Source organism: Xylanimonas ulmi (assembly GCF_004216535.1).
Classification (GTDB): domain Bacteria; phylum Actinomycetota; class Actinomycetes; order Actinomycetales; family Cellulomonadaceae; genus Xylanimonas; species Xylanimonas ulmi.
Genome location: NZ_SGWX01000001.1, coordinates 1944188 through 1970600, shown reverse-complemented (window position 1 = coordinate 1970600; position 26413 = coordinate 1944188). Strand labels below are relative to the sequence as shown.

At 72.8% G+C, this 26413-nt stretch carries 24 protein-coding genes; 8 read left to right on the top strand and 16 right to left on the bottom strand.

Annotation, left to right across the window (positions count from 1 at the left end; all coding sequences use genetic code 11):
* Position 1: 1 nt before the first annotated feature.
* The 15 genes from EV386_RS09090 to EV386_RS09020 form a co-directional block, all read right to left on the bottom strand.
* Positions 2-622 carry a hypothetical protein gene (locus EV386_RS09090; protein ID WP_130414290.1) on the bottom strand — a complete coding sequence of 207 codons (621 nt, stop codon included), beginning with the start codon at positions 620-622 and terminating at the stop codon, positions 2-4.
* Complete coding sequence (locus EV386_RS09085) at positions 619-1407, bottom strand: hypothetical protein (protein WP_130414288.1); 789 nt, start codon at positions 1405-1407, stop codon at positions 619-621. The genes EV386_RS09090 and EV386_RS09085 overlap by 4 nt, the downstream gene beginning before the upstream one ends.
* Positions 1404-2462: a type IV pilus assembly protein PilM gene (pilM, locus tag EV386_RS09080; RefSeq protein WP_130414286.1), complete on the bottom strand. Its 1059-nt coding sequence runs from the start codon at positions 2460-2462 to the stop codon at positions 1404-1406. Before pilM ends, EV386_RS09085 begins: the two co-directional genes overlap by 4 nt.
* A 74-nt stretch (positions 2463-2536) precedes the next feature.
* On the bottom strand, positions 2537-4516 hold the full coding sequence (locus EV386_RS09075; RefSeq protein ID WP_130414284.1) for a hypothetical protein: 1980 nt from the start codon (positions 4514-4516) through the stop codon (positions 2537-2539).
* On the bottom strand, positions 4516-5196 hold the full coding sequence (locus EV386_RS09070) for a prepilin-type N-terminal cleavage/methylation domain-containing protein (RefSeq protein WP_130414282.1): 681 nt from the start codon (positions 5194-5196) through the stop codon (positions 4516-4518). Before EV386_RS09070 ends, EV386_RS09075 begins: the two co-directional genes overlap by 1 nt.
* Positions 5193-6257, bottom strand: coding sequence for a hypothetical protein (locus EV386_RS09065; protein WP_130414280.1), 1065 nt, complete (start codon positions 6255-6257; stop codon positions 5193-5195). Before EV386_RS09065 ends, EV386_RS09070 begins: the two co-directional genes overlap by 4 nt.
* A 116-nt stretch (positions 6258-6373) precedes the next feature.
* Positions 6374-6853, bottom strand: a complete 480-nt coding sequence (locus tag EV386_RS09060) for a prepilin-type N-terminal cleavage/methylation domain-containing protein (protein WP_242607899.1) — start codon at positions 6851-6853, stop codon at positions 6374-6376.
* An 89-nt stretch (positions 6854-6942) separates the two neighbouring features.
* Entirely contained in the window at positions 6943-8157 is a 1215-nt protein-coding gene (locus EV386_RS09055; RefSeq protein ID WP_130414276.1) for a type II secretion system F family protein, read from the bottom strand.
* 7 nt (positions 8158-8164) lie between these two features.
* A complete protein-coding gene (locus EV386_RS09050; RefSeq protein WP_130414274.1) occupies positions 8165-9268 on the bottom strand; it encodes a type IV pilus twitching motility protein PilT in 1104 nt (367 codons plus the stop codon).
* On the bottom strand, positions 9265-10938 hold the full coding sequence (locus EV386_RS09045) for a GspE/PulE family protein (RefSeq protein ID WP_130414272.1): 1674 nt from the start codon (positions 10936-10938) through the stop codon (positions 9265-9267). Before EV386_RS09045 ends, EV386_RS09050 begins: the two co-directional genes overlap by 4 nt.
* Positions 10935-12287, bottom strand: coding sequence for a PAS domain-containing protein (locus EV386_RS09040; protein ID WP_130414270.1), 1353 nt, complete (start codon positions 12285-12287; stop codon positions 10935-10937). Before EV386_RS09040 ends, EV386_RS09045 begins: the two co-directional genes overlap by 4 nt.
* Before the next feature lie 4 nt (positions 12288-12291).
* Entirely contained in the window at positions 12292-12912 is a 621-nt protein-coding gene (locus EV386_RS09035) for a GTP-binding protein (protein ID WP_130414267.1), read from the bottom strand.
* Positions 12893-13267: a DUF742 domain-containing protein gene (locus EV386_RS09030; RefSeq protein WP_130414265.1), complete on the bottom strand. Its 375-nt coding sequence runs from the start codon at positions 13265-13267 to the stop codon at positions 12893-12895. The genes EV386_RS09035 and EV386_RS09030 overlap by 20 nt, the downstream gene beginning before the upstream one ends.
* Entirely contained in the window at positions 13264-13710 is a 447-nt protein-coding gene (locus tag EV386_RS09025) for a roadblock/LC7 domain-containing protein (RefSeq protein WP_130414263.1), read from the bottom strand. The genes EV386_RS09030 and EV386_RS09025 overlap by 4 nt, the downstream gene beginning before the upstream one ends.
* 53 nt (positions 13711-13763) lie before the next feature.
* The gene (locus EV386_RS09020) at positions 13764-15530 is read right to left on the bottom strand and encodes a sensor histidine kinase (RefSeq protein ID WP_130414261.1); all 1767 of its coding nucleotides are present in this window, start codon (positions 15528-15530) and stop codon (positions 13764-13766) included.
* Positions 15531-16130: 600 nt separating this feature from the next.
* Here EV386_RS09020 and EV386_RS09015 point away from each other — a divergent pair.
* From EV386_RS09015 to EV386_RS08980, 8 genes are all read left to right on the top strand, one after another.
* Complete coding sequence (locus EV386_RS09015) at positions 16131-17297, top strand: acyl-CoA dehydrogenase family protein (RefSeq protein WP_130414259.1); 1167 nt, start codon at positions 16131-16133, stop codon at positions 17295-17297.
* A 41-nt stretch (positions 17298-17338) separates the two neighbouring features.
* Entirely contained in the window at positions 17339-18112 is a 774-nt protein-coding gene (locus tag EV386_RS09010) for an electron transfer flavoprotein subunit beta/FixA family protein (protein WP_130414257.1), read from the top strand.
* Between the two features lie 14 nt (positions 18113-18126).
* A complete protein-coding gene (locus tag EV386_RS09005) occupies positions 18127-19089 on the top strand; it encodes an electron transfer flavoprotein subunit alpha/FixB family protein (protein WP_130414255.1) in 963 nt (320 codons plus the stop codon).
* A gap of 4 nt (positions 19090-19093) precedes the next feature.
* Positions 19094-20881, top strand: a complete 1788-nt coding sequence (locus EV386_RS09000; protein ID WP_130414253.1) for a cytochrome b/b6 domain-containing protein — start codon at positions 19094-19096, stop codon at positions 20879-20881.
* A 21-nt stretch (positions 20882-20902) separates the two neighbouring features.
* Complete coding sequence (trmB, locus tag EV386_RS08995; RefSeq protein ID WP_130414251.1) at positions 20903-21646, top strand: tRNA (guanosine(46)-N7)-methyltransferase TrmB; 744 nt, start codon at positions 20903-20905, stop codon at positions 21644-21646.
* 132 nt (positions 21647-21778) lie between these two features.
* Positions 21779-22117: a DUF485 domain-containing protein gene (locus EV386_RS08990; RefSeq protein WP_130414249.1), complete on the top strand. Its 339-nt coding sequence runs from the start codon at positions 21779-21781 to the stop codon at positions 22115-22117.
* Positions 22114-23742, top strand: coding sequence for a solute symporter family protein (locus EV386_RS08985; RefSeq protein WP_130414247.1), 1629 nt, complete (start codon positions 22114-22116; stop codon positions 23740-23742). The genes EV386_RS08990 and EV386_RS08985 overlap by 4 nt, the downstream gene beginning before the upstream one ends.
* A gap of 101 nt (positions 23743-23843) precedes the next feature.
* Positions 23844-25355: a dihydrolipoyl dehydrogenase family protein gene (locus tag EV386_RS08980; protein WP_130414245.1), complete on the top strand. Its 1512-nt coding sequence runs from the start codon at positions 23844-23846 to the stop codon at positions 25353-25355.
* 7 nt (positions 25356-25362) lie between these two features.
* On the opposite strand, the gene EV386_RS08975 is transcribed toward EV386_RS08980, so the two are convergent.
* A complete protein-coding gene (locus EV386_RS08975) occupies positions 25363-26403 on the bottom strand; it encodes a glycine betaine ABC transporter substrate-binding protein (RefSeq protein ID WP_130414243.1) in 1041 nt (346 codons plus the stop codon).
* Positions 26404-26413 lie beyond the last annotated feature (10 nt).

Genomic DNA, 26413 nt, shown 5'->3' with positions numbered 1-26413 from the left:
GTCATGGGGCCGTCGTCCCGGCGGGCGCGAGGACGTAGGTGTGCCCACTGATCGAGAACGACGCCGCGCCCTCCTCGGTCTCGCCCGACCACGAGAGCCTGCTGAGCAGGAACAGGCGGCCGTCGGCCTCCTGGAGTGCTCGCGCGTACGCCTGGGCCTGCTCGAAGGCGCCCTCCACGCTCAGTGTGATCGGCACGGCGTACAGACCCGCCGGCGGCTCGGGAAGCGCGGGGGGCGGCGTCCCGTCCGGCGCTGCGGGAAGCTGCGGCGCCGTCGTCACGGGCGTCGAGGCGCCGACTGTCACGCCGCGCACGGCTGCGCCGCTGGAGTCGGCGAGCCGGGCGAGGCCGCGCGTGAACTCCGGCAGGTCGACCGCTGTCGGGAACTGAGTCTCCAGGCGGGCCAGGTCCGTCTGGAGGTCGGCGAGCTGCGCGTGGTCCCGCGCGGCGAGCGCGATGTGGGCGCGCAGCTCCTGGTGGTGGGCCTCGGCGGCCTCGCGCTCGGCGTCGAGCTCGCCGATCCGCGCCAGCGCCGGTGACCACAGCAGCGCCCAGGCGGCGGCGAGCAGCGCCAGCGCCCCCAGCGCCGTCGCCATGATGGAGGTCGAGCGCCCGGAGTTCATGAGCCTGCCCCTTCGGTGTCGCTGTCGGCTTCCGTCTCCTCGACCTGCGTGCTGCCCCCGGCGTCGTCCGCCTCGGCGTGCGCGTTCGAGAGCGCTTTCACGTTGACCTGTACGGACGAGGCGACCGTGTACAGCGCGGACTCCTGCGCGGTGGACGCGTCCGACAGCGTGGCGTTGGTGAAGGTGGCGTCCATCAGGCCGGGGATGGAGTTGAGGGCGTCGAGCCACGCGGCGGTCTCGGGCAGCGTGGGCGTCGTGATCGTGAAGGTGATCGAGGCCACCCCGGGAGTGGCCAGCGGGTCCCGAGCGCCCACCGTGGACCCCCCGGCGGGCGCGAGGGCCTGAGCGGCGAACGCGACGACCTGCGTGCCGGGCGGGCAGACGGCCTCGATCTGCGTGATCAGGTCCACCCAGCGGATCTCGGCGCCCATGGCCAGGGTGCGCGCGTCGGTGGCCCGGTCGATCGCCGCGCGAACGTCGAGGGCTTGCGCGTAGCTGGCCAGTTCGGCGTTCAGGCGCGCGGTCTCGCTCGTGGCGAGGTCGACCCTGCTGCGGGCCTGCGCTTCGAGCACGCGCAGCTCGACACTCGCGCCGACGACCAGCAGCACGACCACGGCGAGCACGAGCGCGAGCCGGATCCGCAGCTTGCGCAAGGCCATCGCGGTCCGCACGGACGCCGGGAGCAGGTTGACGCCCTGCAGTCCGCCGAACGGCTCGCTCACCTCCGGCGTCGCCGCGTGCGCGCTGCTCGGCGCCGCGGCCTCGGCCGTGGCGCGGCGGCTCATGCGGCCACCCCCAGCGCCAGGCCGAGCGCGACCGGCAGCGACGTGCGCAGGTCCCCGGTCAGGTCATGACCCTGTGCCGTGCGGGCGACCTCGACCTCGGAGCCAGCCACGCCGAACGCGGTCGGCAGCCCCAGCGAGGTCGACAGGTACTGGGCCAGTCCCGGCGTCTGCGCGCCGCGGCCCGTCAGCAGCAGGCGTACGACGGGCCGGCCGGCCGACGCCGCGTAGTAGCCGAAGCTCGTGCGGATGGACTCGCCCAGCGCGCGCGCCCGTCGGGCCATGGCGTCGATCCCTGGGGCGACGTCGGTGGGCACATCGGGTGGACTCGTGATGCCGAAGTGGCGTTTGACCTCCTCGGCCTGCTGCTCGGTCAGCGCCGTGGCGTGGCGGACGGCCGAGGTCATGTCGTCCGATCCCGTCGCGAGCGTGCGATACATGCGCAGCACGCCGTGGTCGACCACGATGATGTCGGTGATCGTCGCACCGATGTCGACGACGCCCACGACCTCCTCGCGCAGCCGCCCGTGGATGATCGACCGGGTGAGGCCGAACGCGTTGAGGTCGACCCGGACCGGTCGGAGCCCCGCCGCCACCACCGCCGAGGTGTTCGCGTCGACGGTCTCCTCCGGGGCCGCGATGAGCATGCCGTGGACGGCGCCGTCATCGTCGACGCGCACCGGATGGAAGTCGAGCAGGCAGTCCTCGACGCGCACGGGCAGGAGGTCCTGCACGGGTTGGTAGCGGAGTGTGGACCTCAGCCGTTCGAGCGGGGCCCCAGGCAGGCACAGGTCGCGCACGAACACGCGCTGGTTGCCGACGCCCAGCACCACGTTCTTGCAGCGCAGGCGTTCGCGCCGCCACAGTGTGCGCAGCGCGAGCGCCACGGGAGCCTGGCGAACCACCTCCCCGTCGCGGATCGCGCCGGGGTCGAGCGGCTCCTCGCCGAAGCGCAGCAGCGTGGCGTGCGATCCTGACCGGGTGGCGTGGACCTCGACCTCCGCGGCGCGCACGCACCGACTGCCGAGGTCAAGGCCGACGACTCGGGTTCTGGCCATGGCGAGTGTCCTTTCGTGAGCCGACGCGCGGGCGCGGCTGGTCGTGCGAGGTCGGGCGGTTCGGTGTGGGCTGGTCAGGGCTGCGACGCGGCGTTGGTCGGCTGCTCCCCGATCGAGGTCACGGTCCACTCCCCATTGGCGAGGACGGGGAAGTGTGGAGGCCGCAGGCCATTGGCCAATCGGGGGTCGTACTCGAACACCTTGGTGTACCCCGTGACCGGGCGCCCCTGACTGTCACGGCCGGCGGTCTCGCCGTGGAATCGCTGGGCGATCGACCCGAAGACGTTCAGCACCTCGCCCCGGTATGTCGGGTTTGGCTTCCACCCGGACCGCCACTCCTGGAGGCGCAGCGAGCCGTTGAGCGCGAGCATCGCCGCGGCCACCTGGACTCCCTTGGCCGGGCTCACGACCCCCGTCGACGGGTCGGCATAGCGAGAGGGCCACCCCTCGACCAGTTTGGGGTCCATGTTGTCGGACCACACGCAGGTGTGCTCGCAGTTCTGTGCGTCGAATCTCGCCACGAACGGCCGGAACACCTCGATGGAGGTGCCCGCGACGATTCCGACGACGTCGTCGCCCTGCCGCCCACCCTGGAGCAGGACGTCGCCCGTGATCACGACGGACTTCGCCGCCGCGAATGTCACCTGCCCGTCGACGATGCCCTCAACCAGGAGGTTGCCGAGGCTGGCGTACTTGAGCGACGCGTCGAAGGTGATGTCCCAGAGGTACGTGGCGCCAGGCTTGGGCTTCTGACCCGTGTACGTCCCGAGGGGGAGCTCCCGCCCGGCGGGTCCGCCGAGCCCACCCGAGATGAGGGTCCCCGACACGCCGGTCGCGTCGTCGACATAGACCAGTCCCTCGGCGGGAAGCGCGACCGTGGCGCCGTCCTTGCTGCCGAGCTGGCCGGGGCCGGTTCCCGGCTGACCGCATGCTGGGCGGGACTCCTTGGTGCCCTTGCTCCAAACGGTCATTGTGGGGCCTTTGACGACGATCCGGGTGACGCCCGCGTACCGGCAGCCGACGGTCTCGGACAACTCGTCGACCTTCACGACGCTCGGCATGGCCAGTGGCTCTGGCACGTACGTCGGTGGACCCAAGAGCTTCAGGCTCGCGGAGGCCGGGATGTCCACACAACGGCTCCAGGTGGCTCCGTCCGACGGGTCGGCGCTCGCGCATCCCGGGTGCGACGTTGAGAGGTAGCCGAGTGTCACACCTGCCTTGGCGAGGATCGTGTCGTTGGAGTGCACCTTCCCGGTCAATACGTCGGTCGCGGAGAACGCGCGGACTAAGCACGGCTGTTCGACGTTGCCGCGGTCGCCATGGATGAAGTAGGTCCGGGGTGCGGGCGGGGTGGGGTCCCAGGCGTACGAGAGCTGGTCGCTCTCAGGACCCAGGCCGCCGCAGGCCGCCGACGTGGTCTGCGTCCCTGGGTAGACCACGTTCTCGGGGTAGAAGATCGGGTCATGCGGGTCGGCGAGCTCGTAGTCGCTGAAGTAGACGTAGTCGGCGCTCGACGGCAGGGCGATGCGCGCCTGGAGCGTCCGGAACTCGTCGCGCGCGCGACCCACGGACTCCAACAGGATTTCCCGCTGCGCGGTGTCGTGCCGCACCACGCGGTAGTGGAACGACGGCGTCTCGGGCGACGCGGCGCGGCCGTGCTCGACGGCGACCCAGCCGTAAGGCGTGACGTGCGTCAGATTGGCGCACACGGGCGTCGCCGGGCTCCCTGCGGCGGGCAGGGTGACGTCCGGGCCGGCGACGGCGGGGTTGTGGCAGTAGTTGCCGGCGTCCAGGCTCGCGGGGTCGGCGTTGTCGAGGTAGTCGGGGTCGATCCGCATCCGGGACAGGAAGTCGCTGACCCCCGAGCGGGCCGCCGCCTCGGCCGCCGTGCGGTCCTGCTCCACGCGCGAGAGCCGCACGCTCGCCGACAGGTGCGCCAGCGAGCCGAGCACCAGGACCGAGACGAGGACCAGCGCGGTGAGGACCGCGACCATCGCGACGCCGTCCTCAGCCGATCGGGGGTGCGCGGTGGGCGCCGGGACGGGGGTGCGCATCACAGTTCGCTCCAGTAGTCCAGCAGGGAGACGCGAGCCAGCACGGTGGTGGTCGCGCCGGGGTCGGCGGGGTCGGCGATCACGATGGACACCTCGACCGAGGCGACCGCCGCGCGTTCCGCCTCGGTCAGGGTGCGCGCGGAGGCGTCGGCGGGCAGGCGCCCTCCGGCGCGGTCGACGTACCGGAACACCGCACCGGTGACGCCGCGGGCCACCACTAGGTCCTCGTGCAGGTCGGGGCACTGCGTCGCGCCGCACGTGAATGTCCAGTCCCCTGTCGGCGACGGGTCGGGGCGCCGCACGATCCGGTGCAGGGCGCCGTCGAGCACGGCGAATGTCACCAGGCTCGGCCCGGTCGCCTCGACGTCCGATCCGCCGTCGTCGAGCAGCGCATAGAACCGCAGTTCGGTGTCGCTCGCCGCGAGGATGGCGAGGTCACCGGTGAGGCGGTCGGACACCGCACTGGGCGCCACGGCCCGCTCCAGGCTGCGCGACAGCCACGAGACGCCCGTCCGCGCGGCGTCGACCTGCTCCTGGCGTGCGAGGTTGCGCGCGTTGGACCGAAGCAGGCCGACGGTCAGGGCGCCGACCAGCGCCAGGACGACCGAGCCGACCATCATGACGACGACCAACTCGGCCAATGTGACCCCGGCTTCCCGTTGGCGTGCGCGCGCCGTCATGGGATCACCACGTGCAGGTCCGCCGTCTCGCCGGGCAGCACGGTGACGCTCGGGTACTCCTGTCCCGGGGGGAGGCCGGCGGCGCCGGGGTAGGCGGCCCACGTGCCGGGATACGCGTCGGCCACGGTGATCAGGGCCCCGCCCGATCCGGCGTCGGGGAGCGCGATCGTCAAGGTCCCGTCCGGGCGCATGATCGTGATGGGGCTGTCCTCGGCGGCGCCGGACAGGTGGATGAGCAGCGTCCCGGCGCGGGCGTAGGTGAACGCCGTCCGGGTGATCTGCGATGGCGCCACCCCGAACAGCGCGCGCGAGGGCGCCGTGTTCCCGCTCGGGTCCACATGCGGGGTCTCGGCGGTCAGCGTCACGTTGATCCCCTCGCCCGACGGCGGCGCGGCGACCGCGACGAGCGCGCACCCCGCGGAGTCGGTCAGCGCGGAGCGCCCCGGCGCACCGGCGCCGGCCACCGTGGCTCGGACCCCCTCGACCCCCTGGTCGTGGTGGTCCGTGACGGTGACCGCGACCAGGGCGTCCTGCGAGGCGGTGGCGGCGTCGCGGTGCGCCGTGACGATCTGCCGCAGGGTGAACGGGAGCGCGGACCCCATGTCCTGCCAGGTCACGGTCACGGCGACGTCGGTGGCGAGCCTCCTCGCGCCGATGACGGCATCGCCACACGGGGCCGTCGCGCCGAGGTCGCGCAGCCGCGCGACACGTCGCACGGTGTACCGCATCCCGTCGACGACGTACGCGTCCCGGTCGCCGGGCGCGCGCGTCTCATCCACGGGGTGCTCGTTGACGACGTCGCCCTCGTCGACCATCTCGACGGCTGCGGTGGGGGTGGCGGCCAGTCGCCCACGGGCGAAGTCGAGCTCGCGCGCCGCGAGGTGGGCTGCGACGACGCGCGCCCGGTTGGCGACAGTGACGCGCTGACCCTGGACGACGGCGGCCGTCCCGACGACGGCCAGCAGTCCCAGGAGGAGCGCGGCCAGCACGACTTCGACCAGGGTCGAGCCGGCGTCGTCGGCCCGACCCGGCGCGTGCGGCGGCGCGGGGTGGCGGGACATGGGCGTGCCTCTCCAGGGGTGGGGACGTGTCGCAGGGGGAGGGGGTGGCGCCGCCCCGGCCGTGGTGGCCGGTGCGCGCTCGCGGCCGAGGCGGCGCCGGGTGGCTACGGCACCGTTTAGGCCGTGCAGGTGCCCGCGCTCAGGCCGCCCGAGGCGGTGTACTTCCAGTTCTTCTCCTGGCCGCGCGGGTGGATCACGCCGACGCACCAGCTCATCCGGTCGAGGGGGCCGGCGGCCTCAGGAACGACAGTGAACGTCGAGACGCCCGTGTCGCTTCCCTCAAGCTTGACGCCATTCGAGACTGGCCCGACGTCAAGAGTCTTCGTTCCTGTGTCAACCACGAAGTCGAGCTGGTAGCTGGTCCCATCGATCGTGACCGTGATGCTCGTCGGGCTGTTGTCGACCCACAGGGTCGCGATCTCCTTGCCGAGCGTCGACACGTCGGACTTGGCCGCGGTGTCGTACGCCTTCTGACGCTGGTTGAGGAACAGGGGGATCGCGATGGCGGCGAGGATGCCGATGATGATGATCACGACCAGCAGTTCGACGAGCGAGAAGCCCGCCTCCTTGTCCGGTCGGTGGTGGTGTTGCCTCACGATGGTTCTCCTTGTGGTGCTGACTTGCCGGCGGGGGTGGTGCGACGGGTCGTCGCCGGCGGACGCTCCGTGGCTCGTGGGGACGCGCGTCAGTTGACGGCGTCCGAGATCGAGAAGATCGGCATGTACAGGCCCAGCAGCATCGCGCCGACGATCACGCCGACGACGAGGATCAGCAGCGGCTCAAGCACGCTGGTGAGCGAGGCGGTCGCGGCCTCCACCTCCTGGTCGTAGAAGTCGGCGACCTTGGCGAGCATCGTGTCGAGCGAGCCCGAGTCCTCGCCGACGGCGACCATCTGGCGCAGCATCGCCGGGAAGACCGCCTCGGTTGCGATCGCGTCGCCGAGCGTCGCACCGTCGTGGACCGCCTCACGCACGCGTTCGACGGCCCGCTCGATGACGACGTTGCCGCTGGTGGCCCCGACCGTCGCGAGCGCGGGCACCACCGGCACGCCGACGCGGACCATCGTGGCGAGGTTGCCGCTGAACCGGGACAGCGCCACCTTGCGCAGCAGGGGGCCGAAGATCGGCGTCCGGAGCTTGACCGGGTCCAGCCTGGCCCGGACGTCGGCGTCGGTCCGGTGGCGCCGCCACCACCAGGCGCACAGGCACAGCGCGAGCGCCAGCGGGCCGATCGCGACCCGGAAGACCTGAGAGGCGCCGACGAGCATCTGGGTCGCCCAGGGGAGCTCGGCGCCGAGGCCGTCGAACATCTCCTGGAACACCGGGACGATGAACAGCAGCATCGCGGCCACCGCGAGCAGGGCCATGGCCAGCACGACGGCCGGGTAGACCATCGCCGTGCGCACCGTGCGGCGCAGCGCGATCTCCTTCTCCATGATCGTCGCGACCGCGGCGAGCACGTCGTCGAGGTAGCCGCCGGTCTCTCCCGAGCGCACCATCGCAAGCGTCACGGGCGAGAACACCCGGGGGTGGCGTTCGAGCGCGCGCGAGAGCGTCTCACCGTCTCGGACGTCCTGCTCGACCGACTGAATGGTCGACTCCAACGCCTGCCCCGCCGTCTGGGTGCGCAGCACTGCGAGCGCCCGCGGCAGGGAGAGCCCGGCGTTGACCATGGTCGCGAGCTGGCGCAGCGCGATCGCGACGTCCTTGGGCCGCGGGCGCCTCTCCCCGAGGGTGATCGAGCGGTGCAGCACACTGCCGGAGACCACGGTGATCCGGGTCGGGGTGAGGCCCAGTTCGCGCAGCCGCGCGGCCACGGCCTGCTCGTCGGGCGCCTCGATCCGGCCTTTGACGGTGGAGCCGGACGGCTGGACGAGTGTGTACTCGAAGGTGTGTCTCATGGCGGCCTCAGACCTGCGCCCCGGCGACCATGCGGGCGCTGCGCCCGCACAGCTCGGAGAACTGGTCGAGCCGGCGGGCTCTGGCCCCGGCCTCGTCGAACGTGACCTCTCCGCGGCGCACGAGGTCCGCGAGGCTCTGGTCGAGCGTCTGCATCCCGTGGTCGGAGCCCGTGTGCATCGTCGAATAGAGCTGGTGGAGCCGCCCGTCCCGGACCAGCGCGCGCACCGAGGGCGTGGCCACGAGGATCTCAGTGGCGACGACGCGGCCGCGCCCGTCCGCGCGCCGGCACAGCGTCTGGGACACGATGCCCTGCAGCGTCGCCGACAGTTGCGTGCGGACCTGGGCCTGCTGGTCGCCGGGGAACTCGTCGACGACGCGATCGATGCTGGAGGCGGCGTCCTGGGTGTGCAGCGTCCCGAACACCAGGTGCCCGGTCTCCGCCGCCCGCAGGGCGATCGCCATCGTCTCGGCGTCGCGCATCTCGCCGATCACGATGATGTCGGGGTCCTGGCGCAGGGCGTGCACCAGCGCGGACTTGAACGAGCCGGTGTCGGTGCCGACCTCGCGCTGCGTGATGATGCTGCGCCGCGAGCGGTGCAGAAACTCGATCGGGTCCTCGATCAGCACGATGTGGTCGCAGCGCGCGGCGTTCGCGAGGTCGATGATCGAGGCCATGGTGGTGGACTTGCCGGCGCCCGTGGGGCCCGTCACGAGCACCAGGCCCCGCGGCAGCGTCGCGAACCGCCGCACCACCTGCGGGATGCCCAACTCGTGCAGCGGCTTGATGACGGTCGGGATCAGGCGGAACGCCGCGCCCAGGCCGTCACGCTGCTGGTAGTAGTTGACGCGGAAGTTCGCGCCGTGGCCGACCGAGTGCGACAGGTCCAGCTCCAGCTCGCGCGTGAAGCGATCGCGCTGCTGCTCGCTCAGGAGCGCGAGCAGCGCCGGGCGCAGGACGGCGTCGGTCAGGGCCGGCCACCCGGGCACCGCGCAGATGCGTCCGTCGACGCGGTGCGTGGGCGGCATGCCCGCCGCGAGGTGGACGTCGGACGCGCTGGCCGCCACGCACTGGCTCAGCAGCGCGTCGAGGTCAAGAGTCGGGGCACTCATGCGATCACCCGCAAGATCTCCTCGACCGAGGTGACGCCCGAGGCCGCCTTGCGCCAACCGTCGACGTGCAGCGTGACCATGCCCTGGCTCAGGGCGGTCCGGGCGATGGTCCCGGCCGACGCCCGATCGGCGGCGAGCCACTCGATCTCCTCGGTGACGGGCATGACCTCGTGGAGCGCGACGCGGCCGCGGTACCCGGTCCCGGAGCAGGCGACGCAGCCGACCGGGCGGTAGAGCTCGGGGATCGGGTCGTCGTCCGAACCGGGGTACCGCGCGGCGCGCAGCTCCTCGCGTGTGGGCGTGTGCGGCGCGCGGCACCGCTCGCACAGCCGGCGTGCGAGCCGCTGCGCGACGACGCAGTCCAGCGCCGAGCCGACAAGGTAGGGCTCGATGCCCATCTCGACGAGCCGGGTGACCGCGGACGGCGCGTCGTTGGTGTGCAGTGTGGACAGCACCAGGTGCCCGGTGAGCGCCGACTCGATGGCGATCTGCGCGGTCTCGTGGTCGCGGACCTCGCCGAGCAGGACGACGTCGGGGTCGGAGCGCAGGATCGCCCGCAGCGCGCTGGCGAACGTCAGGCCCGCCTTGGGGTTGACCTGGACCTGGTTGATGCCGGGCAGGCGGTACTCGACCGGGTCCTCGACCGTGATGACGTTGATCTCGGGGCGTGAGACCGCGTTGATGGTCGCGTACAGCGTCGTGGATTTTCCCGACCCCGTCGGACCCGTCACGAGGATCATTCCGTAGGGCTTGGAGTAGGCGGCATGGTATTTCTCGAAGTTCTCGTCGAGAAGGGCGAGGTCGCGCACGTCCAGGCTTGTCGTCGAGTTGTCGAGGATGCGCATGACGACCTTCTCGCCCCACACCGTGGGCAATGTCGCCACGCGCAGGTCGACCTTCTTTCCGTCGTGCACCACCGACATGCGCCCGTCTTGCGGCTTGCGCTTCTCCGCGATATCGACATCGGCCAGGATTTTGACGCGCGAGATGACGCCCCCGCTGATCTGCCGCGGCGCGCGCTGCGTCTCGTGCAGCACGCCGTCGATGCGGTAGCGCACCCGCACGTCGTGCTCGGTGGGCTCGATGTGGATGTCGCTGGCGCGGTCGGAGATCGCCTGGCGGACCAGCAGGTCGACATACCGCACCACGGGGCTGTCGGCGGCGACCGAGTCGCCCACGCGCGACAGGTCGAGCTCGTCGCCCGCGGCCGCGGCGCCGAGCGAGTGCGCGATGCCGGCGATCTCCGTGTCCGAGCGCAGGTAGCGGCTGATGGCGTTGCGCAACGCCGTCGGCGTCGCCAGGACGGGGGAGACGGAGACGGCGAGCAGGGCCTTCGCGTCGTCGAGGGCGAGCACGTTGCCGGGGTCCGCAGTCGCGATCAGGACCGTGTCGCCGTCGTGGCCGATCGGCAGAATCGTGTGGCGGCGGCACACGTAATCGGGCAGCAGGTTGGCCGTCTCGGGGTCCACGGGCTCGGCGTCGAGGTCGACGAACGGCATCCCCGCCTGCTCGGCCAGGGTCGCGAGCATGGCCTGCTCGCTGACCGTGCCGTCGTCGAGGAGCGTCTGGACCAGGCCACGCCCGTTGCGCTCGTGCGCCGCCTGAGCGCGCGCGAGCGTCTCGGGCGCGACGAGTCCGCGTCCGACCAGGACGTCGGTCAGCCGGCTCACGGTCGCCACCCCCCGATCGCGGCGCCGGCGGACTCGAGGATCCGCCAGACGGGGCCGACCAGCTCGCCGGTGTCGACCGGCGTGGCGTTCGCCTCGCACTGCTGGGCGAGCGCCCGCAGGTCGGCGATGCGGTCGTGCCCCCGACGCAGGTGCGAGTCGATCGGGCCGACGTGCGGGCCGACCTGCCTCGCGACTCCGTAACGCGGCACCTGGATGCGCCAGGTGCTCAGGAACACGCGGTAGCCCTCAAGCTCCTCGCGGGCGCGGTCGACGTCCTGGCGGATCAGGCCCAGGCGCCGTGAGGTCGCCTCCGCGGCGTCCGCCATTCGGCTCAGGTCGTCGCTCAGGGTCTCGCACAGCGCGCGCACGTACCCGAGGGCCTGCTGCGGGGCCCGGCCCTGCAGCACCTCCTGCGCGAACAGGATGACCATGTCGTTGTGCAGCCGCGCCAGGGCGATCAGGAAGCGCTGCTCCATGACGGCCAGGCGCACGGCGGTCAACTCGCCCGACAGCGCCGTCAGGGTCACGGTCAGCCCGCCCACGAGCGACGTCATCGCCTGCGTGGTGCGGCGCAGCACCGGCGCCGAGGCCTCCACACGCTGGGAGGCGACGTCGGCCAGGCGGGTGACCTCCAGCAGCTCCGACGCCGTCGTCGACGCCTCGCAGGAGGCCGCCCGCAGGCTCTCGACCAGCCGCTCCAGGGCGTCGAGGCGGTCCATCGCGGCGACCAGCCCGGAGTCGATGTCGAGCGCCGCCGCGAGGATGCGCCCGACCGTGCCCGGGTCGGTCGACGGGCGCCGGGGCCCCGACACGGCCACGCGCGCCACAACCTCGGTCGGCAGGGCCGAGTACATGAACTCGTCATAGGAGGCGAAGCCCAGCGCGGCGAGGCGCGCGGCGAGCTGCTCCGCCCCGTGCGCGGCGGCTGCGGCGGCCGAGGCGCCCTCGTCCCGGCGCTCGCGCTCCAGGGGGGCGACCTCGGCGTAGAGGTCGTAGGCCGCCGCGCGCAGGGCGGCGGACTGCGGCGCGCTGCGCACCGACAAGAACCCGTCGCCGAGCGGCGTCACGGTCGCGAACACGTCGTAGGGCACGCGGTCCTTGGCGAGGTTGCGCACGTACGCCGCGAACGGACGGCCGGACAGCAGCGTGTCCCACATGAGGTGGAACGCGCCGCCCGGCATCTCGGGGTGCCGGATGATGTTGTGAGGCGCGCCCATCAACTCGTCCCGGCCGTAGGCCGAGAGGCGCTCGAAGACGGAGTTGGACGCGACGATGCGCCCCTGACGGTCGGTGATCGAGAAGAACAGCTCTCCGGGAGCGATCCAGCGCCCCTCCCCCTGAAGGGACATGCCGTCAGCGCGCATTCCGGAGCCTGTCCATCGCGTGCCGGACGAGGCGGACCAGGGTCTCCTTGGTCGCCTCGCGCGAGCGGGCGTCGGTGTAGACCACGGGCACCTCGGCCGGCATGGCCAGGGCCTCACGCACCGCGTCGAGGCTGTGCCGCGCGAGCCCGTCGAAGCAGTTCACGGCGACGACGAACGGCACGTTGCGCGACTCGAAGTAGTTGATCGCGGTGAAGCTCTGCTCGAGGCGCTGGGTGTCCACCAGGACGACGGCGCCCACCGCACCCCGGGTCAGGTCGTCCCACATCACGGCGAACCGGTCCTGACCCGGGGTGCCGAACAGGTACAGCCACAGCCGCCCGGGCAGCGCGATGCGACCGAAGTCCAGCGCGACCGTCGTGGCCACCTTGCGGTCGGTCAGGCCGCCCGCGTCGTCGACCCCCAGTGACCGGTCCGTCATCGAGGCCTCGGTGCTGATCGGGTCGATGTCGGAGATCGAGCCGATGAATGTCGTCTTGCCCACTGAGAACCCACCGGCGACGACCACCTTGACGACGACCGGGGGGCTGTCGAGCGTCGTCGCGGACGAGCCGCCATCACGCTCGCTCAGCTCAGAGCTTGCCGATTCCATCAATCACACTCCCGAGTAGCGTCAACATCTGAATGCGCTCGTCGCCGGAGGATCCCGGCGACTCGGCGCCCTCGACGAGGCGGAGCACACCTGCGTGCGCCAGGTCCGCCGCGATCACCTGCGCCGTCCCGAGCGGGACCGCCAGCGCGACGGCCAGCTCCGCGACGGTCAGATACCCGGATCCGAGGGCCCCGAGCACTTCGGCGGCCTGGCGTTCGCGAATGGGCGAGTCGCACCGATGCGCCGCCGCCACGAGGGCGTCGAGGGCGACCCGCTCATCGGCGACGCGCCCGCCCGTGCGGATGTACGGCCTGATGTCCGAGACGTCGGGCAGCTCCTCGGGGCCGGCTGTCATCTGTCGGCCCTCGTCTCGCCGTCGACCGGCAGGCTGCGGCGCATCTGCGAGATCAGCTGCGGGGTGAGGTAGGCCTCGGCGCTCTGGGCGAGCACCGCCATCTCATACCCGAGCGAGCCGATGTCGGTGACGGGGTCGGCTTCGAACGCGAGGATGGAGCCGTCGGAGATCGTCATGAGCACCAGGGACCCGGCGTCGTGCTCGACGACGGCCTGGTTGACGGTGGTTCCGCCCAGGGTCCGCACGGCCCCACGCGCGAGTCCGGCGATGCCGGAGACCACGGCCGCGAGCTGGTCGGCGGTCGTGCGGTCGAGCTCCTTCGAGACGGCCATCAGCAGGCCGTCGCTGGAGACCAGCAGGCCCAGGCGGGCTCCGGCCACGCTGCGCACGGTGTTGTCGAGCAGCCATGGGAACGACCGTGTTTCGCGGGCTGATGCGGACACTGCTTCTCCTCGGGTTGTCATCGCGTGAGCTGTCATGGCGTGAGCGGTGGTCGTCATCGCTGCCTGCGGCTTCGTCCGCGGCGCACACTGGACTGGAAGGCCGACATCCGGCGCTGGATGTCGGCGGCGTCGCGCTGTGCCGGTCCTCGGTTGGCCTCGACCGGCTCGCCGACCCGCGCCGGGGTGCGCCGCTCCAGCGGCCCCGAGTCGATGGCGGCGTGAGCCGGCCGATAGCCCGACAGTCGGGAGAGCTCCGCGATCACCTCGTCCTGGAGCGAGGAGTCGGACACCATCTCCAGTCCCGGCCCCGGACGCTGCGGGACGATCCACTCGGCCTCGTCGTCGCTCGGCGCCGGCGCGGGTCGCGACGACGGCTGCTCGGCGGCCGGTGCGGTCAGCGTGGACGTGCGCCGGGTGGGCAGCGGCGCGCTCTCGGCCGTGGACGTGTCCGCGCGCCACTCCGGCTGCCACCCCGCGCTGTGCGGCGCCGAGGCCATCGGGCCTGCCTGTCCGCCGGGCAGGGCGGCCACGGGCTGCCCCAGTCCGGGGATCGATGAGGCGTCGGCGTCGTCGACCAGGGCGGGCTCGGCGAAGGCGTCCAGGGACAGGGCGTCCGCCGCGGCCGTGGGCACGTCGAGGCTCGCGTCCAGGCCGAGGGCGTCGCTGCCGTGCACCCACCGGACCGGGACGCCGATGGTGACCCGGGTCGCTCCCGGCTCGGAGTCGATCTCGACGTTCGCCTCGACACGGCGGGCGAGTTGGCTGATGACGGCGAAACCGATCCGCGCGCTGCCCGCCCAGGGGGCGTCGCCGCGCAGTTGGGCCCGGGCCTGATCGAGGGTCGGGGTGTCCAGGCCGATGCCGTGGTCCTCGACGACGACCACCACATGGCTGCCGGTGGCCTCGACCAGCACCCGTACGGCCGTCTCGGGGTCGGAGAACCGCGTGGCGTTGTCGAGCACCTCGGCGAGCAGGTGGGCGAGCGGAACCACGACGTCGGCGCGCAGCACGGGGTCCTCGCGCGCGTCGACCGAGACGCGTTCGTAGCGCTCGATCTGCGCGCACGCGGTGCGGACCGTGTCGCTCACCGTGAGGGCCTCGCGCGCGCGACGGCTCGGCTCGCGCCCCGCGAGGATGAGCGCCGACTCCGCGCTGCGCCGCAGGCGCATCGTGAGGTTGTCGATCTGGAAGAGCGCCGCGAGCGTCTCGGGGACCGCCTCGCGCCGCTCCATCTCGTCCAGGAGCTCCAGCTGCCGGCCGATGAGCGACAGCCCACGCAGCGTGCTGACCACGGTGAGGTGGCCCGAAGCGGCTGGGGCTGGGTCGGGCACGGGGGCCGGCAGGCGCAACGCGTCGAACGTCGGCGTGTCGAGCCCCGTCTTGTCGAGCCCCGTCTTGTCGAGCGCCGTCACCTTGAGCGCCGTCACGTCGAGAGCACGCGCGGCGTCGGAGTCGGGCATATCGGGGGGACCGACCCCCAGGAGGTCCGGTGGGCCGGACTCGAGCGCTGGCGGGGCGGCGTCGTCCTGTCCGCTCGGGGCGTGCGGGTCGGCGTCCGCGGTGAGCCACGCGGGCAGCGTCACGTCGTCGGCGGCGGCTTCGACCTCGCCGTCGGCCTCCGTCTCGCTGCGCGGTGCGGGATCCGTCTGTGCGACGCGCGACTGCGCCTCGCGCACCAGACGCTCCAGTCGCCGCACCTGCCGCCGGAGCCGCCTGATCTGCGCCGCTTGCGCGAGCGCCACGATCATCGCGAGCAGTCCCAGTCCGCTGGCCGTTAGCGCCAGATAAGGCCAGTGCGTGACCCCGTCAATCCACCCCATGATCCCGCCACCCCCTTTGCTGCTCTTTGCCGGCGGCCTTGAGAATGTCGTGCCGCTGCCCTGTCTGAATTCGCGCTCGCCGTGGCAGTGCCGAAATGCGATTCACGACCGTCCGCCATTTGCACCGAGGGTCTACGTCTGTCGAAGACCCGGTTTCGACAACATGCCATCGCGATGACGGTGTGGCTCCGGAGGCGTCGTGAGGCGACTCATGGCTGTCGTGAGGGTGGGCGGGGCTGATTCACCTGAGCGAGAATGTGCGATAACGGCGGCGCGGGAATCGCCGCCTCGACATCGCGGGGTTGGCCCGTTCTGCCAGGGCGCCCGCGGGCGGGCCCCGGCGACGCGCGGCGCTGCACTGATACTGCGTCTCAGTGCTCCGATACGCGGGCGGCTCCCCGGCCCCTGAGCGAGCAGCGGGCAACAACCAGAGAGCGAGGCTGCCGGGACCAAGGTCCCGGCGGGTGGGACCTGAGGGGTCTTGCCGTCCTGGCGGTCTTGAGTGGAGACTGAGTCTCAGGCATACTCGCCCGTGTCTGGCGCCGGCGCGACACGGGCGCCAGGCACTCAAGGGCGAGTGAGCGAGGAAGAGGCCAAGCCATGCAGCGCGACATCTACGACGAGGACCACGAGGCGTTCCGCGAGGTGGTCAAGGAGTTCATCAAGCGGTACGTGACCCCCGAGCGGTCCCGTGAGTGGGACGCCGCGGGCGAGGTCGACCGCGACACCATGAGGGCGGCGGCCGAGCACGGCATCGTCGGGCTGTCGGTCCCCGAGGAGTTCGGGGGCGCGGGGATGCTCATGGACTACCGGTTCCGGTGCGTGGTCAACGAGGAGCTGATCCGCAGCGGCGTCGGCTCGGCCATCGCAGGCGCCTTCGGCATCCACGACGACCTCGCGGTGCCCTACCTCGCCCACTTCGGCACCGACGACCAGAAGCGCAAGTGGCTGCCGGGCATGGCGAGCGCTGAGGTGCTCGGCGCGCTCGCGATGACGGAGCCCGGAGCCGGCAGCGACCTGCGTGGCGTGACGACCACGGCCAAGAAGGTCGACGGCGGCTACGTCGTCAACGGCGCCAAGACGTTCATCTCCAGCGGCAAGACCGCTGACATCGTCGTCACGTTCGTCAAGACGGGGGAGGGCAACCGCCCCGACGCCTTCAGCCTGCTCGTGATCGAGGACGGCATGGAGGGCTTCGACCACAGCAAGAAGCTGCACAAGATGGGCTTCCCCGGCCACGACACGGCCGAGCTGACCTTCACCGACGTGTTCGTCCCGGACGAGAACCTCATCGGCGGCGTCCCAGGCCGTGGGTTCGTCCACCTGATGATGAACCTGCCGCTCGAGCGCCTGTCGATCGGCGCGGTCGCCGGGGCGGTCGCCCAGGCCGCGCTCGAGTGGACGCTCGACTACACCTCGACGCGCCGGGCCTTCGGGCAGGCCATCGCGGACTTCCAGAACACGCGGTTCCGCCTGGCGGAGATGGCCACGACGGTCGACGTCATGTGGGCCTACCTCGACCGCGCGATGGACCTGTACCGTCAGCGCAAGCTCAGCGCCGAGGAGGCCGCCAAGGTCAAGTTCTGGTGCACCGAGCGCGAGTGGGAGATCCTCGACCAGGGTGTCCAGTTGCACGGCGGCTACGGCTACATCACCGAGTACCCGATCGCCCGTGCGTTCCTCGACGCCCGCGTGCACCGCATCTACGGTGGCACGAACGAGGTCATGCGCGAGATCGTCGCGCGCAGCGTGACCGGCCGCAAGTAGCACCCGACCCTGCCGTTCAACGAGGAAGGCGCCGTCGTCCCATGAGGATCGTCGTCCTGGTCAAAGAGGTCCCCGACACCAACGGTGAGCGCACCCTCAGCCTTGAGACGGGCCTCGTCGAGCGCTCGGGTGACAACGTCGTCGACGAGATCGGTGAGCGCGCGCTCGAGGTCGCGCTGACCTACGCCGACGCCCACGAGGGCGCCGAGGTCCATGTGCTGACGCTTGCGCCCGCGGACGCGACCACCTCGATCCGTAAATGCCTGGCGATGGGGGCGCACGCGGCGACCCACGTGGTCGACGACGGACTGCTCGGGGCGGACCTCGGCCTCACGGCCGAGGTCCTCGCCGCGGCGTTGCGGCGCATCGGCTACGACCTGGTGCTCGCGGGCAACCAGTCCACGGATGGGATGGGCGGCGTGCTGCCCGCGATGCTGGCCGAGCTGCTGGGCGTGGCGAACCTGACCAACCTCAACGCGATCACGGTGGGGGAGTCCGAGGTGGGCGGCACGCGCGTCTCGGACGACGCCACCATCGAGGTCAGCGCGCCGCTGCCGGCGGTCGCGTCGATCACCGAGGCGTTGCCGGACGCCCGGTTCCCGAACTTCAAGGGCATCATGGCAGCCAAGAAGAAGCCGCTGGACGTGCTCACGCTCGCCGACCTCGGCGTCGAGGCGCAGGACCTGAGCACGCCGCGCTCGATCGTCGTCGCGATCGAGGCCCGTCCACCGCGGACCGCGGGTGTCACGATCACCGACGAGGGCGACGCGGGCGTGCGGCTCGCGGCGTTCCTGGCCGAGAACCACCTGATCTGAGTGGGGGAGCGACCATGAGTTTCGCGACAGATTCGATCCTGGTGCTGCTCGACACGACCCCCGAGGGCGGCCTGGCGAGGTCGTCGGCGCCGCTGCTCGGCGCCGCGTCGGGCGTCGGCACGCCCGTCGCCGTCGTGCTCGGCGACGACGCCGCGGCGACCGCCGCGGCCGAGCTCGGCGCCGTCGCCGTGCTGCGGGCCGACGCTGCGACGACGGTCGCGGGCAGCGCAGCCGACGCGCTGGCCGCGGCCGCGGCGCAGGTGCGGCCCCAGGCCGTGCTCGCCTCGCACTCGGTCGAGGGACGCGAGGCCGCCGCGCGCTACGCGGTCCGCGCCCGCGCCGGCCTGATCGTCGACGCGGTCGCGGTCGAGCGTGACGAGGAGGGGGTCATCGCGCGCACCTCGGCGTTCGGCGGGGCCTACACCGTGACGTCGGCGGTGACCCACGGGGCGCCCGTGATCACCGTGCGTCAGGGCGCGGTCGAGGCGCGCGCCGAGGCCCAACCGGCGCGTGTGATCGAACTGGACCAGATCGCGGGCGGCGCCCCGGTCGCGGTGATCGGCGCGGTCAAGCCCGCGGAGAAGGTCGGAGCGCGCCCCGAGCTGCGCGGCGCCAAGAGGATCGTCTCGGGGGGCCGTGGGCTCGCCTCGAAGGAGAAGTTCGAACTGGTCGAGCGCCTCGCCGACACGCTGGGCGCCGCGCTCGGCGCCTCGCGCGCCGCCGTCGACGCCGGGTTCGTTCCCGCCACCTGTCAGGTCGGGCAGACGGGCGTGCAGGTCTCGCCACAGCTCTACGTCGCGCTCGGCATCTCGGGCGCGATCCAGCACCTCGCCGGGATGCGGACGTCGAAGACGATCGTCGCCGTCAACAAGGACCCGGACGCCCCCATCTTCGAGATCGCCGACTTCGGCGTGGTGGGCGACGTGTTCACCGTGGTGCCGCAGCTGATCGCCGAGATCGAGAAGGCGAGGGCGTAGTCCCGTGGCCACGTCCCCGCGAACGATCCGCCGCGGGCTCCCGCGCCGCCCCGGCGGGCCCCGGTGGCCCGAGGTCGACGACGACGCCCGCCCGAGCGTCGCCGTGGACGTGACGCCCACGCAGCCCGGCCCGAGCGAGCCCGAGCGTCGCGGGGCGACAGTGGCGCCCGTCGCCTCGCCAGCGGCGAGCTCGCAGACGGCCGCCGAACCGGCAGAGGGCGAGCGCCGGGCGGCGGACGGAGGACGCGCGGGTGCGGACGCGCCCAGCGCGACGGCGTCGGCCGGGCCCGGTCCCACGACGAGCGCCGGCGTCACTCTGCGGCGCGGACTGCCGCGCGTCGCGGGAGGCGAACCCTGGCCCCCCGCGACGACGGTCGCCGTCGCCGTCGCGGGCGCCCCCGCGGTCGCGACGGCGCCTGCGCTCGCCGCGCCTGCGCTCGCCGCGCCTGCGCTCGCCGCGCCTGCGCTCGCCGCGCCTGCGCTTGCCGCGCCTGCGCTTGCCGCGCCTGCGCTTGCCGCGCCTGCGCTCGCCGCGCCTGCGCTCGCCGCGCCTGCGCTCGCCGCGCCTGCGCTCGCCGCGCCTGCGCTCGCCGCGCCTGCGCTTGCCGCGCCTGCGCTCGCCGCGCCTGCGCTTGCCGCGCCTGCGCTCGCCGCGCCTGCGCCGTCCGAAACTGCGCCGTCCGCAGCCGCGCCGTCCGTGGGGCCCGCTGTGGCTGCGCCCGCCGTGCCTGGGGCGCCCACGCTCGCTGCGCCTGCGCCCGCAGCGCCTGCGCCGGTCGCCGCGGCCTCCGCGGCGCCCACTGTGGCCGAGCCAGCGCCGTCGGCCCCGGCGCGCGCGGCGAGCGCGCCCGCCGCGAGCGAGCCGCGCACCCTGGGCTCGCGAGTCCTGGGCTCGCGCATCCCCCGCACCCGGGGCGCCGTCGTCCGCCTCGCCACGCTCGGCGTGATCGGCGTCGTCGCCGCGGCGGGCGTCATCGTGTTGGCGGCGCGCGGCGTGACCACGCTGCCGGGCGTGCCCGAGTTCGTGGAGCGATATCCGGGCACGGTCGACCCGCCCGCGTTCGCCCCGGTCGGGTTCCCGGTGTGGATGAACTGGATGCACTACCTCAACTTCTTCTTCATGGCGCTCATCGTCCGGTCGGGTCTGCAGGTGCGGCTCCAGCACAAGCCGCCCGCGTACTGGACGCCCCGGCGCGGTGGGACGAAGGTCAGCCTGACCCTGTGGCTGCACACGAGCCTCGACCTGCTGTGGCTCGCCAACGGCGCGGCGTTCGTGGTCATGCTGTTCGCCACCGGGCACTGGGCGCGGATCGTCCCGACGTCGTGGGCGGTGTTCCCCAACGCGCTGTCGGCCGCGCTGCAGTACCTGACGCTCGACTGGCCCGTCGAGCACGGTTGGGTGGCCTACAACAGCCTCCAGCAGCTCATGTACTTCCTGGTGGTGTTCGTCGCGGCGCCGCTGGCCGCCCTCACCGGGGTCCGGATGAGCGCGTGGTGGCCCACCAAGGCCGAGCGCCTCAACCGCTGGTACCCGGCGCCGCTGGCGCGCGCGATCCACTTCCCGACCATGCAGTTCTTCGTGCTGTTCGTCATCGCGCACGTGTTCCTGGTGTTCGCGACGGGCGCTCGCCGCAACCTCAACCACATGTTCGCCTCCTCCGACGCCGTGAGCTGGGCGGGCTTCGGCTGGTTCGCCGCGGGGCTCGGCGTGGTGGTCGCGGTGTCGCTGGCCGCCCGCCCGCTGGTGATCGCGCCGGTCGCCTCGCTCTTCGGCAAGGTCAGCGGCCGCTGAGCGCCCCCGTACCCTTGTCGGGTGTCCGAGCCCCTCCCGCACGTGCCCACCTTCCGCACGCACCCCGTCAGCTTCGTGCGCCGCAGCGGGCGCCTGACGCCGGCGCAGCGCAAGGCGTGGGACGAGCGCAGGCGCGAGTACGTCGTCGACGCCCCGCGCGCGATCGCGGGCACCTCGGTCGACCCCGCGTGGGTCTTCGACGCCGAGGCCACGTTCGGGCGCCGCGCGCCGCTCGTCGTCGAGATCGGATCGGGCCAGGGCGAGAACATCGTCGAGGCGGCCGACGCCCACCCGGAGCGTGACCACCTGGCCGTCGAGGTCTACCTGCCCGGTCTGGCCAAGACGATCGCGCGCTCCGCGCAGCGGCGCGGGGGCGCCGGGCTCGCGAACCTGCGCCTGCTCCAGGTCAACGCGGCCGAGTTGCTGGAGACGGCGCTGCCGGCGGCCTCGGTCGCTGAGCTGTGGGTGTTCTTCCCCGACCCGTGGCACAAGTCCCGCCACCACAAGCGCCGGCTGGTCACGCCCGGGTTCGCGGCGCTGGCCGCCCGGGTGCTGCGTCCCGGCGGCGTCTGGCGGCTCGCGACGGACTGGGCCGAGTACGGCGAGCAGATGCGCGAGGTCGGCGAGGCGAGCGCTGACTTCCGCAACGCCCACGGGTCGGGCGCGGTCGCGCCCCGGTTCGAGGGGCGGGTGCTGACGGCATTCGAGCGCAAGGGCCTGGCCGCCGGCCGCGGCGTCACCGACCTGGAGTACGTGCGACTCTGAGTTTCAGTCCTCAGTGTTGCTTGCGTCACACGTCGGAACGCGGCATCGTGTGCTCCCGAGCACACCTGAGCACGGTGGGCTCGCCCGGCCCGCGAAGGCGCGCGCCGGTCGTCCTGTGCCAACGGAGGCAACATGACTGACACGATCGAAGTGCCCGACGAAACCGTTTACCAACAGGTCGAGAGATCCGCCGAGTTCCAGGACCTGCGGTCCCGGTTCCGCCGCTTCGTCTTCCCGATGACGGCGTTGTTCCTGGTCTGGTACTTCGCCTACGTGCTGCTCGCCAGCTACGCGCACGACCTCATGTCCACCCGGATCGCAGGCAGCGCCATCACGGTCGGGCTGCTGCTCGGACTCGGCCAGTTCGTGACCACCTTCGTCATCACGATGCTGTACGCCCGCTGGGCCAACAACACGCTCGACCCGCGGGCCGAGGCCCTGCGCGCGCACGTCGAAGGGGGAGAGAGATGATCGCCGCACCGCTGCGCCTGGCGACCACGTCGACCGACGTCGGCAACCCGGTCGTCAACATCTCCATCTTCGCCGCGTTCGTCGTGGTGACGCTCGTGATCGTCATCCGCGCCTCGCGCGACAACAAGTCCGCCGCCGACTTCTACGCGGGCGGGCGCACCTTCACCGGCCCGCAGAACGGCACGGCCATCGCGGGTGACTATCTGTCCGCGGCGTCGTTCCTCGGCATCTGCGGCGCCATCGCCGTCAACGGATACGACGGGTTCCTGTACTCGATCGGGTTCCTCGTCGCGTGGCTGGTCGCGCTGCTGCTGGTCGCGGAGCTGCTGCGCAACACCGGGCGCTTCACGATGGCGGACGTCCTGTCGTTCCGGCTCAAGCAGCGCCCCGTGCGCATGGCCGCGGCGCTGGCCACGCTGCTGGTCGTCTTCTTCTACCTGCTCGCCCAGATGGCCGGTGCGGGCGGGCTGGTGGCCCTGCTGCTCGGCATCGACGGACAGGCGGGCAAGAACCTCGTGATCGCCGTCGTGGGCGCGCTCATGATCGTCTACGTGTTGGTCGGCGGCATGAAGGGCACCACCTGGGTGCAGATCATCAAGGCCGTGCTGCTCATCATCGGCGCCGCCGTCATGACGCTGTGGGTGCTCGCGCACTTCGGCTTCTCGCTGTCCGGACTGCTCGAGGGCGCCGTCGCCGCGGGCGGCGACAACGGGGCCGCGCTGCTCGAGCCCGGCAAGCAGTACGGCGCGACGTCGTTGTCGAAGCTGAGCTTCATCTCGCTCGCGCTGGCCCTGGTGCTCGGCACGGCGGGACTGCCGCACGTGCTCATGCGCTTCTACACGGTGCCGACGGCGAAGGAGGCCCGGCGCTCGGTCGTCTGGGCCATCTGGCTCATCGGCGTCTTCTACCTGTTCACGCTGGTGCTCGGCTACGGCGCGGGCGCGCTGGTCGGGCCCGAGGCGATCGCCGCGGCGCCGGGCGGCGTCAACTCGGCCGCGCCGCTGCTCGCCTTCGCCCTCGGCGGCGAGGTGCTGCTGGGGATCATCGCGGCGGTCGCGTTCGCGACCATCCTGGCCGTGGTCGCCGGTCTGACCATCACGGCGGCGGCGAGCTTCTCGCACGACATCTACGCCAACGTCATCAAGAAGGGCGAGGTCAGCGCCGACGGCGGGGTCAAGGTCGCGCGCTGGACCGTCGTCGTCATCGGCGCCATCGCGATCGTCGGCGGCATCTACGCGCAGAACCAGAACGTCGCGTTCCTCGTGGCGCTCGCGTTCGCGGTCGCGGCCTCGGCCAACCTGCCGACCATCGTGTTCTCGCTGTTCTGGAGGCGGTTCAACACGGCGGGCGCGCTGTGGAGCATCTACGGCGGCCTGATCTCGTGCATCATGCTCATCGCGCTCTCACCGGTGGTCTCGGGATCGCCGACGGCGATGTTCCCCGACGCCGACTTCGCGGTGTTCCCGCTCACCAACCCCGGCCTGGTGTCGATCCCGCTGGGATTCGTGCTGGGGATCGTCGGCACGCTCACGTCCTCCGAGAAGCCGCACCCCGAGCGGTTCGCCGAGATGGAGGTGCGCTCCCTGACGGGGGCGGGCGCCGAGCGGGCGGTGGTGCGCCACTGACGTCCCTGCGCTGACGCCTTGGCGCTGGCGGCCCGGCCCCGAACCCGGGGCCGGGCCGCTCCCGCGTTGTGGGCCGCCGACGCCCGGGTGACGATGCGCCTATGACCGAGCAGCCCGCGCAGGAGTTCGACGTCGTCGTCATCGGAGCGGGTCCGGTCGGGGAGAACGCCGCCGACCGCGCCTCACGCACCGGGCTCTCGGTGGCCCTGGTCGAGGCCGAGCTGGTCGGAGGCGAGTGCTCCTACTGGGCGTGCATGCCGTCCAAGGCGCTGTTGCGCCCGGGCGCGGCGCTCGCGGCCGCGGCGGCGGCGCCCGGCCTCGCGGCGCAGGTCGAGGGCCTGCACGTCGACCCCGCCGCCGTGCTCGCGTGGCGCGACTGGATGACGGGGGACTGGGACGACGCGGGCGCGGCCGACTGGGTCGCCTCGGCGGGCATCACGCTGGTGCGCGGGCACGGACGGCTCGCGGGGGAGCGCCTCGTGCGGGTCGCCGCACCCGACGACCCCTCGGCGCCGGCGAGCCCAGGCCTGCTGCGCGCGCGCCACGCCGTCGTCGTCGCCACCGGCAGCGTGCCCGTGCTGCCCGACGTGCCGGGCCTCGCGCTGGCCGCGCCCTGGGGCAGCCGTGAGGCGACCAGCGCGCCGTCCGTGCCCCGCTCGCTCGCCGTCGTGGGCGGCGGCGTGGTCGCCTGTGAGATGGCGACGGCGTTCGCCGACCTCGGCGCGCACGTCACGTTGCTGGCGCGCGGCGGCCTGTTGTCGGGAGCCGAGCCGTTCGCGGGGCAGGCCGTCGAGCGTGGGTTGCGGGAACTCGGTGTGGATGTGCGTCTGGGCGTGGGCCTCGCGGCGGTCGAGCGACCCGAGCCGGGCGGTCCGGTCACGCTCACCACGTCCGACGGGCAGGCCGTGACCGCCGCCGAGCTGCTCGTGGCCACCGGGCGCGTGCCGCGCACGCTCGACGTCGGCGCCGAGTCGGTCGGCCTGACGCCGGGCGCCCCGCTCGCGGTCGACGACTCGATGGCGGCGCTCGGCGTGGCGCCCGGGCCGCGCGGGCCGTGGCTGTACGCGTGCGGCGACGTCACCGGCCGCGCGTCGACCACCCACCAGGGCAAGTACCAGGGGCGGGTCGCAGGCGACGTCGTCGCCGCGCGGTTCGGCGACCCGCAGGCTGCGGGCGCCCCGACCCACGCGGACGCCCCGCCGCCCGCGGGCGCCGCGGCCCGGCCGTGGTCGCGTTACGCCGCCACGGCCGACGATGTCGCCGCCCCGCAGGTGGTGTTCACCCGGCCCCAGGTCGCCTCGGTCGGGCTCACCGAGCGCGAGGCCGAGCGGCGCGGGCTGCCCGTGCGGGCGGTGACCTATGAGCTGGGCGAGCTCGCCGGCGCCTCGGTGACCGGACCCGGGTACGCCGGCACGGCACGGCTGGTCGTCGACGCCGAGCGGCGCGTCGTCGTCGGCGCCACGTTCGTCGGCCCCGACGCGGGGGACCTGCTGCACGCCGCGACCATCGCCGTCGTCGGGCAGGTGCCGCTCGACCGGCTGTGGCATGCGGTCCCCGCCTACCCGACGCTCAGCGAGGTGTGGCTGCGACTCCTGGAGGCCTACGGGCTGTGAGCCCGGCTCAACCCGCCGCGAGCGCGCCGTCGGAGCTGAACACCAGCCCCAGGGTGATCTCGCCCTGTTGGAGCGCGGCCTTGGTCAGCGGGCCACCCGCGTCGAGCGCGCGGAAGTCGCTGAACGTGAGCCCGTATGCCTCCTCGAGCCCCGGCTGGCAGAACGGGCGCTCGACGCACTCGGGACCGGCGCCGAGCACCAGACCCTGGCAGGCGGCGGCGAGGTCGGAGAGCGTGGTCAGCTCGTGCTCCTGCGCGAACGCCTGGGTCACCGCGAACGCGTTCTGGTCCTGGGCGGCCGACGGCGCGCCGAACGTGAGGCCCGCGTCCGCGCCGAGCGACGTGAGCGCGGCGACGGTGGCGTCGAGGTCGCCGCTGGCCACGGGCGTCGCGTCGGCCCCGTTGGCCGCCTTGTTGAGGAACTCGGCCAGGGTGCCCGCGTACTCGGGCACCACCTGGATCTGCGTTCCCGCCTCCAGCGCGGGCAGGTACGCCTCGCGGTTGCCGATCGTCACGACCGTGGCGTCGTAGCCCGCGGCCTTGAGCACCGCGGCGTAGATGTTGCCGAGCGTCGCGCTCTCGGAGAAGTCGGCGGCGCCGATCGCGATGGGCCGGCCCTGGCCCGCTGACGACTCGGACGGGGCGACGCCCTCGGCCTCGACCCATTCGGCCGCGACGTCGGCCGACGTCTTGCGGTCGACGTCCACCGCCTTGTTGAGCGCGACGAGCGCGTCGGTGTCGAGCGCCGCCGAGACCGAGTCGAGCAGCGCGACCAGGCCGGGGTCCGCGTCGGCCGCCGCCGCGTTGACCGCGGGGATGACGTTGTCGACGGTCTGCAGGTGCTGGTCGTCCTCCAGCACCACGAGCTGGTCGTCGGGGATCGCGGGGCAGGTCGCGGCCGCCGCGGCCGCGCCGCCGGAGTCCGAGGCGCCGTCGGAGGGGGACTGGGAGGAGGACCCGGGTGAGCCGCACGCCCCCAGCAGCAGGATGGCTCCTGCGGCGAGCGCGAGGACGGGCGCGGCAGGGCGGTGCGGGCGCAGGCGGATCATCGTCGTCTCC